Source organism: Ensifer sp. MJa1 (genome assembly GCF_037026475.1).
Classification (GTDB): Bacteria; Pseudomonadota; Alphaproteobacteria; order Rhizobiales; family Rhizobiaceae; genus Ensifer.
The window spans coordinates 190,072-207,138 of record NZ_JAKUMO010000003.1; the positions used below are offsets into that span (position 1 = coordinate 190,072).

General features: G+C 62.5%; 19 protein-coding genes. 13 read left to right on the forward strand and 6 right to left on the reverse strand.

Annotation, left to right across the window (positions count from 1 at the left end):
- Positions 1–13 precede the first annotated feature (13 nt).
- Complete coding sequence (locus MKZ91_RS06025; protein WP_336169019.1) at positions 14–532, forward strand: DUF1697 domain-containing protein; 519 nt, start codon at positions 14–16, stop codon at positions 530–532.
- A gap of 57 nt (positions 533–589) precedes the next feature.
- On the opposite strand, the gene MKZ91_RS06030 is transcribed toward MKZ91_RS06025, so the two are convergent.
- Entirely contained in the window at positions 590–1,207 is a 618-nt protein-coding gene (locus MKZ91_RS06030) for a TetR/AcrR family transcriptional regulator (RefSeq protein ID WP_336169021.1), read from the reverse strand.
- Positions 1,208–1,445: 238 nt separating this feature from the next.
- On the opposite strand from MKZ91_RS06030, the gene MKZ91_RS06035 reads away from it, so the two are divergent.
- The 8 genes from MKZ91_RS06035 (at position 1,446) to MKZ91_RS06070 (ending at position 10,466) form a co-directional block, all read left to right on the forward strand.
- The gene (locus MKZ91_RS06035; protein ID WP_336169022.1) at positions 1,446–2,402 is read left to right on the forward strand and encodes a homocysteine S-methyltransferase family protein; all 957 of its coding nucleotides are present in this window, start codon (positions 1,446–1,448) and stop codon (positions 2,400–2,402) included.
- Between the two features lie 153 nt (positions 2,403–2,555).
- The gene (locus MKZ91_RS06040) at positions 2,556–4,061 is read left to right on the forward strand and encodes a protein adenylyltransferase SelO (RefSeq protein WP_336169399.1); all 1,506 of its coding nucleotides are present in this window, start codon (positions 2,556–2,558) and stop codon (positions 4,059–4,061) included.
- A 530-nt stretch (positions 4,062–4,591) separates the two neighbouring features.
- Positions 4,592–6,925, forward strand: a complete 2,334-nt coding sequence (locus tag MKZ91_RS06045; RefSeq protein WP_442892204.1) for a glucose/quinate/shikimate family membrane-bound PQQ-dependent dehydrogenase — start codon at positions 4,592–4,594, stop codon at positions 6,923–6,925.
- A gap of 104 nt (positions 6,926–7,029) precedes the next feature.
- Positions 7,030–7,497, forward strand: a complete 468-nt coding sequence (locus MKZ91_RS06050; protein WP_336169024.1) for a hypothetical protein — start codon at positions 7,030–7,032, stop codon at positions 7,495–7,497.
- A gap of 215 nt (positions 7,498–7,712) precedes the next feature.
- Complete coding sequence (locus MKZ91_RS06055; RefSeq protein WP_336169027.1) at positions 7,713–8,594, forward strand: alpha/beta fold hydrolase; 882 nt, start codon at positions 7,713–7,715, stop codon at positions 8,592–8,594.
- Positions 8,595–8,733: 139 nt separating this feature from the next.
- Positions 8,734–9,147, forward strand: a complete 414-nt coding sequence (locus MKZ91_RS06060; RefSeq protein ID WP_336169030.1) for a MerR family transcriptional regulator — start codon at positions 8,734–8,736, stop codon at positions 9,145–9,147.
- A 214-nt stretch (positions 9,148–9,361) separates the two neighbouring features.
- On the forward strand, positions 9,362–9,865 hold the full coding sequence (locus MKZ91_RS06065) for a GNAT family N-acetyltransferase (protein WP_336169032.1): 504 nt from the start codon (positions 9,362–9,364) through the stop codon (positions 9,863–9,865).
- A gap of 10 nt (positions 9,866–9,875) precedes the next feature.
- The gene (locus tag MKZ91_RS06070) at positions 9,876–10,466 is read left to right on the forward strand and encodes a DJ-1/PfpI family protein (RefSeq protein WP_336169034.1); all 591 of its coding nucleotides are present in this window, start codon (positions 9,876–9,878) and stop codon (positions 10,464–10,466) included.
- 50 nt (positions 10,467–10,516) lie between these two features.
- Here MKZ91_RS06070 and MKZ91_RS06075 read toward each other — a convergent pair whose 3' ends face one another.
- From MKZ91_RS06075 to MKZ91_RS06090, 4 genes are all read right to left on the reverse strand, one after another.
- Positions 10,517–11,191: a nitroreductase family protein gene (locus tag MKZ91_RS06075; RefSeq protein WP_336169036.1), complete on the reverse strand. Its 675-nt coding sequence runs from the start codon at positions 11,189–11,191 to the stop codon at positions 10,517–10,519.
- A gap of 155 nt (positions 11,192–11,346) precedes the next feature.
- Complete coding sequence (locus MKZ91_RS06080; RefSeq protein WP_336169038.1) at positions 11,347–12,261, reverse strand: c-type cytochrome; 915 nt, start codon at positions 12,259–12,261, stop codon at positions 11,347–11,349.
- A 105-nt stretch (positions 12,262–12,366) separates the two neighbouring features.
- The gene (locus tag MKZ91_RS06085; protein ID WP_336169040.1) at positions 12,367–12,813 is read right to left on the reverse strand and encodes a c-type cytochrome; all 447 of its coding nucleotides are present in this window, start codon (positions 12,811–12,813) and stop codon (positions 12,367–12,369) included.
- Between the two features lie 234 nt (positions 12,814–13,047).
- A complete protein-coding gene (locus MKZ91_RS06090; RefSeq protein ID WP_336169042.1) occupies positions 13,048–13,683 on the reverse strand; it encodes a LysE family translocator in 636 nt (211 codons plus the stop codon).
- 130 nt (positions 13,684–13,813) lie between these two features.
- Here MKZ91_RS06090 and MKZ91_RS06095 point away from each other — a divergent pair, with 130 nt between their 5' ends.
- On the forward strand, positions 13,814–14,509 hold the full coding sequence (locus tag MKZ91_RS06095; protein ID WP_336169044.1) for a helix-turn-helix transcriptional regulator: 696 nt from the start codon (positions 13,814–13,816) through the stop codon (positions 14,507–14,509).
- Between the two features lie 84 nt (positions 14,510–14,593).
- Here the strand turns inward: MKZ91_RS06095 and MKZ91_RS06100 are convergent, their stop codons facing one another.
- A complete protein-coding gene (locus MKZ91_RS06100) occupies positions 14,594–15,196 on the reverse strand; it encodes a superoxide dismutase (protein ID WP_336169045.1) in 603 nt (200 codons plus the stop codon).
- Between the two features lie 219 nt (positions 15,197–15,415).
- Between MKZ91_RS06100 and MKZ91_RS06105 the strand changes: the two genes are divergently transcribed.
- The 3 genes from MKZ91_RS06105 (at position 15,416) to MKZ91_RS06115 (ending at position 16,970) form a co-directional block, all read left to right on the forward strand.
- Complete coding sequence (locus MKZ91_RS06105; protein ID WP_336169046.1) at positions 15,416–15,754, forward strand: hypothetical protein; 339 nt, start codon at positions 15,416–15,418, stop codon at positions 15,752–15,754.
- A gap of 132 nt (positions 15,755–15,886) precedes the next feature.
- Positions 15,887–16,228 carry a hypothetical protein gene (locus tag MKZ91_RS06110; RefSeq protein ID WP_336169048.1) on the forward strand — a complete coding sequence of 114 codons (342 nt, stop codon included), beginning with the start codon at positions 15,887–15,889 and terminating at the stop codon, positions 16,226–16,228.
- Between the two features lie 154 nt (positions 16,229–16,382).
- Complete coding sequence (locus MKZ91_RS06115) at positions 16,383–16,970, forward strand: TetR/AcrR family transcriptional regulator (RefSeq protein ID WP_336169050.1); 588 nt, start codon at positions 16,383–16,385, stop codon at positions 16,968–16,970.
- Positions 16,971–17,067 lie beyond the last annotated feature (97 nt).

Here is a 17,067-nt window from a genome sequence, read left to right on the forward strand (position 1 = left end):
AAGGGTTATCGCCATGGCGGTCCACGTCGCCCTCTTGCGTGCCGTCAATGTGGGCGGCACGGCGTCGCTCGCGATGGCTGATCTGAAGGCGATCTGCGAGGGGCTCGGCTTTGCCGACGTCAAGACCTACATCCAGAGCGGCAACGTGCTGTTCCGGTCGGATCTGCCGGCGGCCGAGGCGGCGGCAACTCTGGACGAAGCCCTGCGCGCAAAACTCGGAAAGGCGCCGGGCGTGATGATCCGGACCGGCGCCGAGCTTCAGGCGATCGCCGACCGTGCGCCCTTTCCCGATGCCAAGCCCAACCTGCTGCATGTGGTGTTCCTGAACGAGCCGGCCCCCGAAGATGCGCTCCAAAAACTCGTCGCCCCCGACGGGGAGGAGGTGCTCGTGGCCGGGTGCGAGATCTACATCCATTTTCCTGATGGCTCCGGCCGTTCGAAATTCAGGCTGCCGGCGGCCAAGCCTGGCACCGCCCGCAACCTCAACACGGTGCGCAAGCTCGCAGCCTTGGCGCTCGATATGGACGATTGAGCCTTGCCATGACGCACATGCGGACGGAAAACCGCTCCGCACCTTTCCTGGCTCGTCCTAGGCGGTCGCCGGCTGGAACAACAGCCGCACGAAGGACCTCAGCACCAGGAGTTGCTGCGGCAAGCTGTGCGGCTGCTTCAGCGCCTTGGACAGAATGATGCCGCCTTCAAGGACCGTCGAAACCATGTCGGCAAGCTGGTCGACGTCCAATGGTTCGCGCGGCCGGTAGACGCGCATGATTTCCTGAAACATCGCGCCGAAGCGCCGGCGCCACATCAGCGCCGCCTGCCGGTTGATCTCCTGGATGTCGCGGTCGAAGGCACGTTCCTGGGTGCACATCACCGCCACCAGACAACCAGGGTGTCCGTTTGGCAGATCAGCCAGAACCTCGGAGAGCAACTTCAGCCCGAGCAGGAAGGCCTGCAGCGGATCATCCGCCAGTTGACGGGCGCGGCCGAAAATCTCGTCATAGATACGCTCGTCGTTCTCGATGTAACGCTCGAGCAGCGCCCGGGCGAGTTCGTTCTTGTCGCGGAAGTGGTAGAAGAAACCGCTCTTGGTAATGCCAGTCTCGGCGATCAGTTCATCGATCGAGGTCGCACCGAAACCCTTGGCCAGAACAGCCGCTTCGGCAGCGTCGAGGATTCTACCTCGTGTTTCCTCACCCTTTCGCATTAGCCGCTTCCCTACCATTGGTACGGTTTCCAGCAACAACACGGTGATCGGCGCGCGACGCCATGACTGAACGCAAACGGTAAGTTACTGATTTTACAGCAGTATAGCGCTATATTAGCAGTAGTATACCTTAAGTCGCCTAGTTTAGAAGATGATAAAAAGGCAGTAATTTACCTGTTCTGCGGGATTGGAGGGCCCCCGAACGCCATCAGCAAGACTGAACCGGTTGGAGACCGACATGGCTAAATACCGACGCAGCCTACCGCTTCTCAAGGGTGGGCTCTTCCTTAGCGACGGCGGCATGGAGACGACGCTGATCTTTCACGAGGGCGTAGCGCTCCCGCATTTCGCAGCTTTTGTATTGCTCTCGACGGCTGACGGGCGACGGCGCTTGCTCAGCTACTACGCGCGCTATCTCGCAATCGCACAGCAGCACGGCACCGGCTTCGTGCTCGACACGCCCACCTGGCGTGCCAGCGCCGATTGGGGTGCCAAGCTCGGCTATGATGCAAAAGCGCTGGCCGAAACGAACCAGAACGCCATCTACATGCTCACGGAACTGCGCGCGGAATACGAGCGGCCACAGGCGCCGATCGTGCTCAGCGGAGCGATTGGCCCTCGCGGCGACGGCTATCGGCTTGGCCGCATGTCCGCGGACGAAGCGGAGGACTATCACTCGCCGCAGGTTTCGGCCTTTGCCGGCACCGAGGCGGATATGGTGAGCGCCTACACGCTGACCAGCATCGATGAGGCGATCGGCATCGCGCGGGCGGCACAGAGCCATGGCATGCCATGTGCCATTTCCTTCACCGTGGAAACCGATGGCCGGCTGCCGGACGGTCGCACGATCCAGACAGCGATCGAGACGGTCGATGCCGCGACCGGCGGCTCGCCGCACTACTACATGATCAATTGCGCCCATCCGAGCCACTTCGAGGCGAGCCTCGACGGCCGCAGCGACTGGGCGCAACGGATCGCCGGGATAAGAGCCAATGCTTCGGCAATGAGCCATGCCGAACTCGACGACAGCGAAACGCTCGATGACGGCGATCCCGTCGATTTCGGCCGGCGCTACAGAAACCTGACAGCGCATTTGCCACGATTGCGCATCCTCGGTGGCTGCTGCGGCACCGATCATCGCCACATCGCGGCAATCTGCGAGGCCTGCCTTCCACCGACGGCGCTGAGCGCCTGAGGCGCGGGGCCTCGCCCTCCCGGCCCTCCCGCGAGTCATCGCGGGAGGGCGCCGGCGTGTCGCCACCCTCGCGAAAGCAACAGTGCTCGTGTAGACTTGAGCCGAAAGGACGGCAGCCGGACAATCCCGGCAGAGGCCGTTGACCGCTCGATCATGAATTACCTGCCCCCCTCGCCCGCAAAAGACGGCGACACTTTCACTTTCGACAACAGCTATGCGCGGCTGCCGCAGCAGTTCTTCGCCCGCGTCGAGCCGACACCTGTCGCCGAGCCTTGGATGATCAAGCTCAACAAGCCACTGGCGGAAGAGCTCGGCCTCGATGTTGCCGCGCTTGAACGTGAAGGCGCTGAGGTCTTTTCCGGAAACCGCCTGCCTGCCGGTGCCGAACCGCTGGCGATGGCCTATGCCGGCCATCAGTTCGGCACCTTCGTGCCGCAGCTTGGCGATGGGCGGGCCATCCTGCTTGGTGAAGTGATCGATCGCAACGGAACGCGACGCGACATCCAGTTGAAGGGACCAGGCCAGACGCCGTTCTCGCGCCGTGGCGACGGGCGCGCCGCCCTTGGGCCAGTGCTGCGCGAATACATCGTCAGCGAGGCGATGTATGCGCTCGGCATCCCGACGACACGGGCGCTGGCCGCCGTCGTCACCGGTCAGCCGGTCTATCGCGAACAGATCCTGCCCGGCGCCATCGTCACACGCGTTGCCGGAAGCCACATCCGCGTCGGCACCTTCCAGTTCTACGCCGCGCGCGGCGACACGGCTTCGGTGAAGGTGCTTGCGGACTATGCGATCGACCGGCACTACCCGGACATCAAGGGAGATGCCCGTCCCTATCTCGCCTTCTTCAAGGCGGTGACGGCACAGCAGGCGGAGCTGATCGCCCGCTGGCTCCACGTCGGTTTCATCCATGGCGTCATGAACACCGACAACATGACGGTGTCGGGCGAGACGATCGACTTCGGTCCCTGCGCCTTCATGGATGCCTACGACCCGAAGAAGGTGTTCTCCTCGATCGACCAGTTTGGCCGCTATGCCTACGCCAGCCAGCCCGCGATCGGCCAGTGGAACCTTGCACGCCTGGCCGAGACGCTGGTTCCGCTCTTCGACGAGGACGAGGCCACGGCCGTCGAAATGGCCAACGACGCGCTCGGCGAGTACGGAGCAATCTTCCAGCGCCATTGGCTCGACGGCATGCGCCGCAAGATCGGCCTGCAATCCAGCGAAGAAGGCGACCTCGACCTCGTACAGTCGCTGCTGAGCGCCATGCACCAGGGAGAAGCCGACTTTACCCTCACCTTCCGAAGACTGTGCGACTGTGCAGGTGCCCCAGAGGCAGATGTTGCATTCAGCGCCTTGTTCGCTTCGCCTCTTTCGACTGCGTCCTGGCTAAACGACTGGCGGCAACGGCTTTCCCGCGAAACGACTACGCCTGACGAGCGCCGAGCGGCCATGAAGGCGGTCAACCCTGCCTATATTCCGCGCAACCACCGGATCGAACAGGCGATCGTGGCCGCGACCGAGGACGCCGACTTCTCACTGTTTGAGGCGCTCGTCGACGTCACCGCGAAGCCCTATGAGGACCAGCCGCAGTTTGCCGCCTACCAGACGCCGCCAGTGCCGGAAGAAGTGGTCCAGCGAACCTTCTGCGGCACCTGACTGTCAGTGTAACAGCGCACATCGCCGCTGCACTGTTCCGGCCTGCGTTGGGGCTTCGCTCCGACGTAGAATCATGCATTCGCTCTAACATCTTGTTTTTGCATGTTAGTCAGCGCGACACAGCTTGAGCCCGACGCGCAGTGACGGCTGATGGGAAGGTGCTGCTTCCGGCAGTTTCGGTGCGATCGGCACGCCCCATTGCGGCCCTCAAAATTTCCGCATTGCGAAATTGCGACTATTGAAAGGCACACGCGACGCGTTAGGTGCTACTGCAGGTTCCTGTGATCGGAGCCGATCACAGGGACAAAAACATGCGGAAGTTCAAAGTGATACAGCCGCCTTTCGCGTTCCTGATGAGACGCGCGGCGCTGTAGCAGCGACGGTGCCAGGCACCCCCCCAGATCCGGCGGCCGCGACATCGCTTGCGGCCGCCAGCCCCGAAATCGACCTGTCTCACGCGGCCCCGCCCGGGGACCGGCGTTCTGGGAAAACTGTGCTGCGGCACTGAATTGAATGCGGGAGTTTCCATCATGCTCATCCTGACGGCCATCGTCTTTGCCCTCATCGGCCTCGCACTTGGCGGTGGCGGGGCCAAGCTCGTGATGCTTGGCGGCAGCCCCTACTATCTCGTCGTCGGCATCGGCTTCCTGCTGACAGCCATGCTCCTGATCATGCGGCGATCGGTGGCGATCTGGCTCTATGTGCTGATCATCCTGGGCTCGCTCGGCTGGGCAATCTCGGAGGTCGGTTTCGACTGGTGGCAGCTCGGTCCACGGGGCGGCGTCATCGTGCTGCTCGGGCTCTGGCTGTTGTTGCCGGCCGTCCGGCGGCCACTCGGCTTCGAAAGCCCGACGGGTGAGCGCTATGCTGCGAGCGCCTGGCCCCTGGCGGTCGCCGTTCTGGTCGCGGTCGGCGTCGCCGGCTACTCGATGACCCAGGACCCGCATGATATCCGCGGCGACCTGCCAAGCGATGTGGTTGCCGCTGATCCACCGCTCGGTGGCTCGATGCCTGCGGGCGAATGGCATCAATATGGACGCACCCCCTTCGGCCAGCGTTACTCGCCGCTCACCCAGATCACCCCTGACAATGTCGGCGATCTCAGGGTCGCCTGGCAGTACCAAACCGGCGACGTCAAGCGACCCGACGACGTCGGCGAGACGACCTATCAGGTGACCCCGCTAAAGGTGAAAGACACGCTCTATGCCTGCACGCCACACAATTGGGCGATTGCGCTCGATGCGGCGACGGGTGAGGAAAAATGGAAGTATGATTCCAATTCGGGCATGAATCCTGATCGCCAGCATCAGACCTGCCGCGGTGTTACCTATTGGGCAGATTCGGCGGCCGCACCGGGAAGTCCTTGTGCCGAGCGGGTCTACCTGCCCACGTCCGACGCGCGCCTGATTGCGCTGGACGCCGCAACCGGCGCCGTCTGCACGAGCTTTGCCGACAACGGCGTGCTGCATCTGCAAGCCGGCATGAAATACAATCCCGCCGGCTATTACTACTCGACATCGCCTCCGGCGGCCGTTGCTGGAAAGATCATCATCGGTGGCGCGGTCAACGACAACTATTCGACACAAGAACAGTCCGGCGTGATCCGCGCCTTCGACATCAATACCGGCGCACTGATCTGGAACTGGGACAGCGGCAACCCGGACGTAACCACGCCGCTTCCCGAGGGCCAGACCTATACGACCAACTCGCCGAACAGCTGGTCGGTGTTCAGCTATGACGAAGGCCTCGGTCTCGTCTACATTCCCATGGGCAACCAGGTGCCGGATCAGCTCGGCATGGGGCGCAGCGAACACGTCGAAAAATACTCGTCCTCGATCGTTGCGCTCGATATCAACTCGGGCGCCGTGCGCTGGGTCCGTCAGACCGTCCACCACGACCTCTGGGACATGGACGTGCCGGCGCAGCCCGCCCTTCTCGACATCGCCAAGGAAGACGGCACGGTGGTGCCGGCACTCGTCGGGCCGACGAAACAGGGCGATATCTATGTGCTTGACCGGCGCAGCGGCGAACCGATGATACCGATCGAGGAGGTGAAGGCGCCAACCGGGGCAATCCCCGAGGATTTCTCTGCCCCGACACAGCCGGTCTCAGACCTTACCTTCGTGCCGGCACCGCTGCAGGAAAAGAACATGTGGGGCGTCACGCTCTTCGACCAGCTCGCCTGCCGCATCGCATTCCGATCGCTGAAATACGAAGGGCGTTACACGCCACCCTCGCTTGAAGGCACCCTGGTCTATCCCGGCAATTTCGGCACCTTCAACTGGGGGTCCGTCGCCGTCGACCCGGAGCGGCAGGTGATGTTCGGCATGCCGACCTACCTCGCCTTTACATCGCGGCTGGTTCCGCGTGACCAGATCCCGCCCAAGGGACAAGATGAAAAAGGCTCCGAGCAAGGCCTCAACCGCAATGACGGTGCGCCCTACGGCGTCTTCATGGGGCCATTCCTCGGCCCGCTCGGCATTCCCTGCCAGGCACCGCCCTGGGGCTATGTCGCGGGTGCTGATCTTCGAACCGGAAAGATCGCCTACAAGCACAAGAACGGCACCGTCGAGGACATGACGCCGCTGCCACTGCCGCTCAAGGTGGGCGTGCCTGGTATCGGTGGGCCGATGATCACCAAGGGCGGCATTGCCTTCCTTGGCGCTGCGGTCGACGACTATCTGCGCGCCTATGATCTGACGACCGGTCGCCAGCTCTGGGAGGCGCGACTGCCGGCCGGCGGTCAATCGACACCTATGTCCTATGCCGTCGGTGACAAGCAGTACGTCCTGATCGTCGCTGGCGGCCACGGCTCGGTCGGCACCAAGCCCGGCGATTACATCATCGCCTACACCCTGCCCTGAAGCGCGAGAGGTATCCCTAATTCTCGCTAGAAGGTTGCAACTGCAAGCTCCACGCAAGCCCGCAACCGCAGCTTCCCCCGGACGACAGATTCCGGGGGATTCCCATGAAGATCGACAACAGCATCTCGAACTACTACTTCTCCCAGCGCCGACAGCAGATGGGCACGGTTTCACCGATCGAGGAGAGTGGCAGCGATGCGCGCCCACGCCTCGCTCCGACCGTCGCACCGCCCTCGACGTCGAGCGCGCTCTCCAATGCCTTGTGGGCAACGGCTGCGCGCGACGAATCTTCAAAGGCTTCGATCACGGACGAGCAAGGTGCCGCCCCGTCAGGCAACTCGGTCAGCGACGAGTTCCTGAAGGAGGCTAACAAGAGCCTCGCTGAAAAAATCCGCGAACAGATCCTCAAGGCGATGGGCCTCTCTGAGGAGGACCTCGAGGGGATGGAGCCCGAGCAGCGACAGGCTGTGGAGGCAGAGATCCGCAAGGCGGTCGAACGGGCCATGGGCGTCGAGAACCAACGAGACACGGCCGCCACCGAGATCGCGAATGGCGGCGACGACATCCGCTGACCCAGCGGCACCCGCCGGCCCGGCTTGTCGTTCCGGCAGGGGATGATATCCAGCGATCGTCAAGATTCGTGCGCTTGATCCGTTAGCGACGCTCATCGGCAGAAACAACCGACACCAAGGCCGTCATTTGGCGGCTTTTGGCATGGCTTTTTCCTGGCCGCGTGAATGCGCAACGTTTGATATCATCGCTCAGCGGCCAAAACTGGACCACCTTCATGACTATCACAGACGGATTCTCCTCCGAAATTGGCAGCCTTCGTGCTGGCCCCTTCGACCTCGGTTACAGGATCGAGGGCAACGGCATGCCTGTACTCATCGTTGGCAGCGCCATCTACTATCCAAGGACCTTTTCGAGGGCGCTTCGAGAGAAGCTGCGGCTGATCTTTATCGACCACCGCGGTTTCGCTCCGGCACGGGCCACGTTTGCGGCAGCCGATATCGGCTTTGACACAGTGCTCGACGACATCGAACGGATGCGGGTGCATCTCGGCCTGGAGCGCTTCGCCGTTCTCGGTCATTCCGGGCACGGCTACATGGCCCTCGAATATGCCAAGCGGCAGCCGCAGCACGTCAGCCATGTCGTCATGGTTGGCACCGGCCCCAGTCATTCGCTCGCTCATTTGACGCTTGCAGACCGCCTCTGGGAGGAAACAGCAGCGCCGGAGCGCAAAGCAATCTTCGACAAGGAGATGTCCGAGCTCGCGTCCGACATCGCGGCACGGCCCGATGAGCGTTTCAAGTCGCTCCTGATCCGGCTTGGCGCAAAAAGCTGGCATCAGCCGGACTTCGACGCCTCGGCGCTCTGGCGGGGCGTTACCGTCAACAATCCGGTCTTCGATCATCTGTGGGGCGAGACCTTTCGCGACATCGATATCCGCAAGCATTTGAACGCGTTGACGGCACCGGTGCTGCTTGCTCTGGGGCGATCGGATTACCTCGTCGCTCCGGCTTCGACATGGGATGAATACCGGGCGGACTTCACCGATCTGACAGTACGGATGTTTGAAAAGAGTGGGCACACCCCACAACTGGAGGAAAGCGCGCTCTTCGACGAGGTGCTGCTTTCCTTTCTCAACCCGGGGAATGTGCGCGCTTAAGAAAAGCGAACACTCAAGTCGAACGGCCGTCTTACGCCGTTCGGGAAGGCCCGACCGGGCCCTCCCCTGACTCCCGCCATTGACACCTGTCGCCACTTCCTTATCTATTGCTCCAGAAGCTATAGGTTTCGAGGCGAACATGTATTCCATCGGCGATCTCTCGCGGCGCACCGGCGTGAAAATTCCGACCATTCGCTATTATGAGCAGATGGGACTGATCGCCGCGCCCGAGCGTTCCGAAGGCAACCAGCGGCGCTACGAAAAAAGCGAGCTCGATCGTCTCGCCTTCATTCGCCATGCGCGCGACCTCGGCCTATCGATCGAATCGATCCGGGATCTGCTCGCTCTCAGCCAACATCCGGAGCGCCCCTGCGGCGAAGCCGACCGGATTGCAAGCGTGCATCTGGCGACCGTGCGCGAGAAGATCGCTCGCCTGCAGAAGCTTGAACACGAACTGGAACGCATCGTCGCCTGCGACGGCAACCACACGGTGGGTGACTGCTATGTTATCCGGGCACTCGCCGACCACTCGATGTGCGAGAGCGAGCATTGAGACGGCAAGCGATCGGCCAACTCAAAAAATCCCCGTTGACAAAATCGCGAAAACAAACAATCTAGCGCCCATGATCAAGAACGCACCCATCTGCCGCGCGTATTTTTGGCTGTTCCGATAGGAGCGGCCTGCTGATCATATCCAACAAGGCCGCCATCAGGCGGCTTTTGTTTTCCAGGCTCCTGATGGCGAGAAAACCCAAGGAGCCCGAGACATGCTACAGACCGCCATCCCCACACTTCACTCGACACCGGCAGCGCGACCGCCGATGGTCACCATCCGCGCAGCCAAGCAGCGCGACCTGCCGGAACTGCGCGAGATGATCGCCGAGCTTTCCGCCCATCACGGCGACGCGGCGCCGATCACGCCGGAACAGCTCGAGCGCGATCTTTTCGGCCGCACGCCCTGGATCACGGCACTTGTGGCCGAGGCTGGCAACCGCCTGATCGGCTACGCGATCCTCGTGCCGGTCTACCGGGCTGCCGAGGGCGCCCGCGGCATGGAACTGCACCATCTGTTCGTCCGCCCCGAGGCTCGCGGCACAGGCATTGGCCGCCATCTCGTCGCCAAAGCGCGCGAGCAGGCGAAGATGGCCGGCTGCGACTACCTCTCGGTCAGTGCCGCCACGGGCAATTTCCGGGCACACCATTTCTACGAATCCGAGCGCTTCGTGCCTCGCCCCGTGACCGGCATGCGCTATATGCAAAAGCTGGGCTGAGGGTCGAGCGATGCGTCTTGCGATCGTGCTTTATGAAGGGTTTGCCGACTGGGAATGTGCGCTGTTGATGGCGGCGGCGCGCACCCATCTCGGCGTCGATATCGATGTCGCCACCACGAACGGCGCGCCGGTTACCTCGATGGGCGGTCTCGACGTCTCGGCGCATCTGTCGATCGACGCGCTTGATCCGGCAGGCTTCGACGGCCTCGTCATCTGCGGCGGGTTGACCTGGGAGCCGGAGACGATGCCTGACCTTTCCACTACGATCCGCGCCTTTGATCGCGACAGGCGACTTGTCGCGGCGATCTGCGGTGGCGTCAACGCGCTCGCCGTCAGCGGCCTTCTCGATCGGACCGATCACACGGCCAACAGCGCCGAAAGCCTTGCGGCGCTTACCGGCTATCGTGGCGGGCAACGCTATCGCGACCAGCCGCAGGCCCTGCGCAGCGGCCACGTGGTCACGGCCGCCGGCACTGCGCCGATCAGCTTTGCCGGTGAGATCCTGCGTGGCCTCGGGCTTGGCTCGGCGGAACTCGACGGCTTTCTGGCGCTCTACGGACAAGAACACCAAACGGGGCAAAACGGCAGGGCGCCCGACTGAGGACGCGCCCAGCCGCTCCCTTCAGACCGCGGGCAGCATGCGGCCGCAGCCTAGAGCCAGCTTGCGATCTCATCGAGCGGCTTCTTCACCTTGCCGGCCACCGGCACGGTGGCATCGGCGGCGGGATAGCCGACGACGAGGATCAGAAACGGCTTTTCGCTTTCCGGCCGACCGCAAATCGCGTTGAGAAAGTTCATCGGCGCCGGCGTATGGGTAAGCGTTGCGAGCCCGGCATGGTGCAACGCCGTGATCAGAATGCCGGTGGCAATACCGACGCTCTCGTTGACATAATAGTTCTTCTTGAGGTCGCCTGGATTGGGTCCGCCACGCTTCTGCGAGAAGACGACGATGAGATAGGGGGCCGTCTCGAGAAATGGCTTGTCCTCGTCGGTGCCGAGCGGCGCCAGCGCTTCGAGCCACTCCTGCGGCGCCTTCTCCCGGTAGAAGAGGCGCTCTTCCTCCTCGGCTGCAAGCCGCACCTTGTTCTTGATCGCCGCACTCTCGATGACCGCGAAGTGCCAGGGCTGATGGTTGGCGCCGCTCGGCGCCGTTCCCGCCGCCATCAGACAGGTCTCGATGACGCCGCGCGGCACCGCCCGATCGCTGAAGCAGCGCGTCGTTCGGCGACGGTTGACCTCCTCGTAGAAGGCTGTGGCACGCTCGGCCATTTCCTCCGGGCTGCGCTCGATCCATTGGTCATAGGGCGCTGTTTCATGTGGTCGCATTCGGTCTCCTCCCTGTTCGCGACGACGCTACGCGTTCTCCCGGACGCGTGAAGGTCGCGGTATGGCTTGGCACTGCTGCACATCTTGCTTCCCGTCACCGGAAGAACGCGAACGCCCAAGGCGTTGCGCCCGCCTTGGCGCCAGGATCAAGCGTGTCAGAGCGCCGGTATGGCCTTCAGATAGGCGGCGATCGCCTCGCGGTCGGCAGGCGTCAGCTTTGCCATGTTCTTCTGTACCTCGACCATGGAACCGCCGACTGAATCGAACTCCGGAGTAAAGCCGGTTTCGAGGTAGGAGGCGATATCAGAGGCGCTCCAGCCGCCGATGCTCTTCGAGCCCGGCGTGATGTCAGGAATGCGCCCCTCGCCTTCCGGGTTCGGCGCCCCCGCAAGCCATTGATCGGGCTCGAACCCACCAAGGCCGTTTCGCGGCGTGTGGCACTCGCCGCAATGCCCCGGCCCCTCGACTAGATACTGGCCACGGGTGAGCTTCGGATCGTTGCCGTCGACGCTGACGCGCGGCTTGTCGCTCAGGAACAGAAGCTTCCAGCCGCCGAGCGCAACGCGCATGTTGTAGGGGAATGGCAGTTCGTGCGGCGGGGCGATATCGGCGCTCTTCGGCAGGGTCTTCATATAGCCCCAGAGGTCGTTGACGTCCTTTGCCGTCATCCGCGCATAGGAGCCGTAGGGGAACGATGGGTAGAGGTGTTCGCCGCTGCGCCCCACCCCGCGCGTCATCGCGTTGCCGAACTCGGCCAGCGTCCAGGCGCCGATACCGGCAGTCTCGTCGGGCGAGATGTTGGGGGCATGGAAAGTGCCGAAGGGGCTCTTCAGCGGCGGCCCGCCGGCAAGCACAAGACGTGCGTCGCCCTCGGTACCGGGCTTCGCATGACAACTGACGCAACCGCCGGCCCAGAAGACCTGTTCGCCATTGGCAAGATCCGGTTCACCGAGCCCCTCCCAATGCGCCGCATTCCAGGGCGCCGGTTTCGTCAACCACCAGAAAACGGCGCCGCCGACGAGCCCAAGCACAACTAGACCCGAAATCAGTTTCCTCGTCCGACGACCCATGCTCTCCTCGTGTCCTGCCGCAAACAGGCTGGCCCCAAATACAGACGGAGGCACGCGGTCCGAAGTCGCGTGCCTCCCAGGTTCAACAGGCTGTGTCGCCCCCCGTCAGTTCTTTTTCAGGCGGTAGGTCTCATGACAGCTGCCGCAATCCTTGCCGATACCACCGAGGGCGGCGCCGACTGCTGCCTGGTCAGCGGGAAGCTGTGCAAGGACCGTCGCGGCATCAGTGCCGAGCTTGGCCGCCTTGGCCTTGAAGTCATCCATGTTTTCCCAGATCTTCGGGCTCGCTTCCGTCTCATGGCCCGTTTCCGAGCCGGCCGGGAAATGGTCGGGGAAGACCTTGATCGTTTCGCTGATCGTCGTCAGAGACGCTTTGACAATCTCAGCATCATAGGGCTTTTCGCCTTTGGCTATGCCGGCAAGGGCGCCGGTCGCTGCACCGACCTTTTTCATCAGTTGCTGGCGAACCACCTGCGGCTCGTCGGCCGCGGTGACGGCAGTAACACCCAGGCCCGCAAGAGCGGCAGCCAACATCAGTGCGCGTATTTTCATCAGGATCTCCCGGTCAACAAATCGGTTAGGTGAATCTGCCTGGTTGGCCTTCATGTCCAAGGCGCCGGCATGATGTCATCTTCATTATTCAGCGGAAGTAACATTTATTTGATGTGCTTGTTACAACAGCGGAATTTCGAATGTCCGCCCCGTATCTCCGGGTTTCGACCGACTTACTTTAAAACATGACATTTATAATCATATTTATACTTTAACCCGGAAACCCGACGCGCCTCAGTTCATCGCCCAGCCCTGCCAGACCGTGAAGGCGGCAACGGCCACGAGCACGATGCCGGCGGCGCGCCCGATCCACACCGTTGCGCCCGGACTTCCGACCAGGAAATCGCGGCCACGACCGGCGGCGAGCGCCAGGCCGCCGTAGACGGCAAGCTGCGTGATCGCGATCATCGCAGCCATGACGAGGGCCTGCGACCAGATCGGCCCGAACTGCGGTTTGAGGAACTGCGGATAGACCGCCAGCATGAAGAGATAGGCCTTGGGGTTCATCAGGCTTGTCAGCGCACCCTGGCGAAAGCTCGCCCAGCGCGACAGCCGCCCGGTTCCGTCGATGCCGCCAATGGTGATGGAGCTGCGGACAAGCGAAAATCCGATCCAGGCAATGTAGGCGGCACTGGCGACGAGCAGAACGTTGAAGAGCCCCGGCACCAGATGAAGGATGACGCTGACGCCGAGTGCGGCATAGAGCGTGTGCAGCACGCCGCCGGCCATGATGCCGGCCGTCGCCGACAGGCCGGAAGCCCGGCCGCCCGTCAGGGAGTTCGCCAGAACGAAGACCATGTCCATGCCCGGCACGATGATGATGCCGAACAAAAGGGTGAAAAAGAGCCAGAGGTTTTCCGTGTAGGTCATGTCAGTTGCCCGTCGTCAGAATTTGATCTCTCAAGACGAATTGCTGTTTTTTCAATTCGTTGGCTGATGGTATAAATCCGGGCAACTGACAGTGTATTGTCAGGAGCGTTGATGGCGGGTGGGGTTTTCGATGCGCAAGGCGTCGCGACTTTTCGAGATCATCCAGATCCTCAGGCTTGCGAGGAAGCCGGTGACGGCGGCCCAAATGAGCGAGGTGCTGGAAGTAACGGTGCGTTCGATCTACCGCGATATCGCGGCACTTCAGGCAATGCGTGTCCCGATCGAAGGCGGCCGCGGCATCGGCTACATCCTGAGGCCCGGTTTCGATCTGCCACCGCTGATGTTCTCGATCGAAGAGACGGAGGCGATCGCCGTTGCACTGGCGCTGCTCTCGCGGACTGGTGACGAGGAACTGAAGGCAGCAGCCATCCGTGTAAACAACAAGATCACCGCCGCCGTGCCGGAGCCATTGCGCCTCGCGTTCCGGTCGCAGGCGCTGCATGCCTGGGGCACGGTCGCCCCCTCCCCGCTCGGCATCGACCTGGCGCTGGTCCGTCGAGCGATCCGCGACGAACAGAAGCTCGAGCTCAATTATCGTGACGAACTCGGCCGTGCCACCGACCGCACGATCCTGCCGGTGGCGCTGATCTACTATTCCGAGACCGCAAACATCGTCGCCTGGTGCGAGTTGCGACAGGCGATACGCAACTTCCGGGCCGACCGCGTCGAACATTGCGAGGCGGCCAGTGCATTCTTCCCCGGCGATGGCAACCGCCTGAGGGAGCTCTGGGTCAGCGGTTGGGGCACCTCTCCATCCGCCGCTTGAGGATCCGCCAGTCGGGACATGGCCCAAACGAAAAGACCCGGCGCAAGCGCCGGGTCCCAAATCGACGGATTGTGTCGAGACGGCTTACTTGGCAGCCGCTTCGTACATTTCGAGCACGTAGTCCCAGTTGATCAGGCTGTCGACGAAGGCTTCGAGATACTTCGGACGGGCATTGCGGTAGTCGATGTAGTAGGAGTGTTCCCAGACGTCGACACCGAGGATCGGCGAGGCGCCGTGCACGAGCGGGTTTTCGCCGTTCGGGGTCTTGGAGATTTCAAGCTTGCCGTTCTTGACCGAGAGCCAGGCCCAGCCCGAGCCGAACTGGCCGGTGCCGGCAGCGATGAAATCTGCGCGGAACTTGTCGTAGCCGCCGAGATCCGACTTGATGGCCGCTTCGAGCTTGGCCGGCAGGCTGGTGCCGCCGCCGCCCTTCTTCATCCACTTCCAGAAGTGGATGTGGTTGTAGTGCTGGCCGGCATTGTTGAACAGCGGCTGGTTGGTGCCGTAGGACTTCTTGACGATTTCCTCGAGCGACAGGTCGGCAAGGCCAGCCTCTTCAGCAAGCTTGTTGCCGTTGGTCACGTAAGCCAGGTGATGCTTGTCGTGGTGGTACTCGAGCGTCTCGCGCGACATGTAGGGCGTAAGCGCATCGTAGTCATAGGGAAGGTTCGGCAATTCGAAAGCCATGTGGGCATCTCCTCTTGGCATGGAATTTCGTCGGGAAATCCGTGAGCGGGAACATAGGCACCGGCCCCCATGGAGGCAACCGATGCAATGCCAATTTTTCCTCAACCCACGGAATATACTTTCAACATCATTTTGAAAGCATGACACTTTCGAGCACATTCGTGCCACGGTTTGCCTGCAGCTTCGCGGCGCTTGCAATCATCCCACGAAGGATCGCCCATGCTATCGCGCTTGCTCCCCGCCATCGTTTTCTCCGCCGCCAGTGTTCTCGCCGCCTCCAGTGCCGCGGCCTCTTCCGGCGATGCATGGGAGACATTCCGGGCAGAGGTTTCAAAGAAGTGCCTGGCGGCAGCTCCCTCGCTGCAAAAGGCGAGCGCCGTGGTCGACCCCTTCGGCACCGAAAGTTTCGGCCTGGCGCTGGTGATCGGCACGCCGAAGGGCTCCAAGGCCGCTGTCACGCAGATCTGCGTCTACGACAAGCAGAAGAAGACCGTCGAACTCGGCGGCGAGCTGGCGCCCGACACGGTCAAGGTCGGCGTGCCGACGAAGAAGAAGTAGCCTGATCAGCGCAAGGGGATCCCCACCGGCGCGCCGGTAATCTGTCGCCTTCGGCCCAGCCCGATCGCCGCCACAAGCGGTTGCGAATCAGCGCTTCTGCAATTACCGGATCATCACCAACCGGAGATTGTCATGAAGCCCCTGCGCACTGCCTTGCTTGTTCTTTCCCTCGCCGTTCTTGCCTCCTGCGCGCCCTCGCAGGACGACTATGCGCGCATGCAGACGGCGGTCCAAGGCAGTCCCGAGCTTCAAAAGGCGCTGCACAAGGACTGCCTCAGCAAGAGGTGGTCGAAATCCGATCTTGAAGACGCCGCCCTGCTCCTCAGCGTTCCGCCGGGCAAGGCTCAGGCCCTCACGTGCAAGCGGGTCGTAAACGCGCTGGCATCCGGCCGGCTGAAATACGCCGACGTGCAGCAACTGATGAGCAATCGCGGGCCGACGGTCAATCTCATCAAGATCCTTCAGGGCCGCTAGGCCGACGCCCGCACTGGCTCGCACGCACTCTCCCATCGGACATGCCGTCCGGTGGGAGACCGCGGCACGAGCATATTTGAAGGGCGATGCTTCAAGTTCCCGCAAACATTGCTCGTCGCTTGAGCTTCAACCGTCCAGTTGATAGAGCTTGCTCATGGTGACCGATACCCACGAGAGGATCCTGGACGCAGCCGAGCGCCTGATGGTGTCGAGAGGCTACAACGCGTTCAGCTATGCCGACATCTCGGCCGAGGTGGGGATCGGCAAGGCAACGATCCATCACCACTTCCCGACCAAGGCGGACCTTGCTGCGGCCGTGCTTGCCCGGTACCGCAAAAACAATCGCCGCCACGTCGAAGGACTGTTGGCCGCCGTCAGCGATCCCGTCGCCAGGCTCGAAGCCTATATCGGATACTGGGAAGACTGTATTGCCAGGCAGGACATGCCGTTCTGCATCGGTGCCCTGCTTGCCTCCGAAATACCGTCGCTGCCCGACAATGTCGTGCAGCAGGTGCGCGGTCATTTCGCTGACCTTACCGGCTGGCTTGGAGCAGTGATTGAAGATGGGCTGGCGAAAGGCCTGCTGAAGACGGCGCAGGGGCCGAAAGCTGCGGCCGAGAGCCTGATGGCCACCGTTCACGGCGCGATGCTTGCCGCACGTGTTGCCGGTTCCGATCCATCCGTGTTTTCGGCGATCACGCGGCCCGCCCTCAACCGGCTTCATGCGACGAGCGGGGCCTGACCTGCAAGCGGCGGTCGCCCGTTCGGCAGAATCAATCTGTACCCCATCCGGAAGTGGGCGGCTGCCGCATTGAACAGCATGCGAGGTGTTCCCAGGG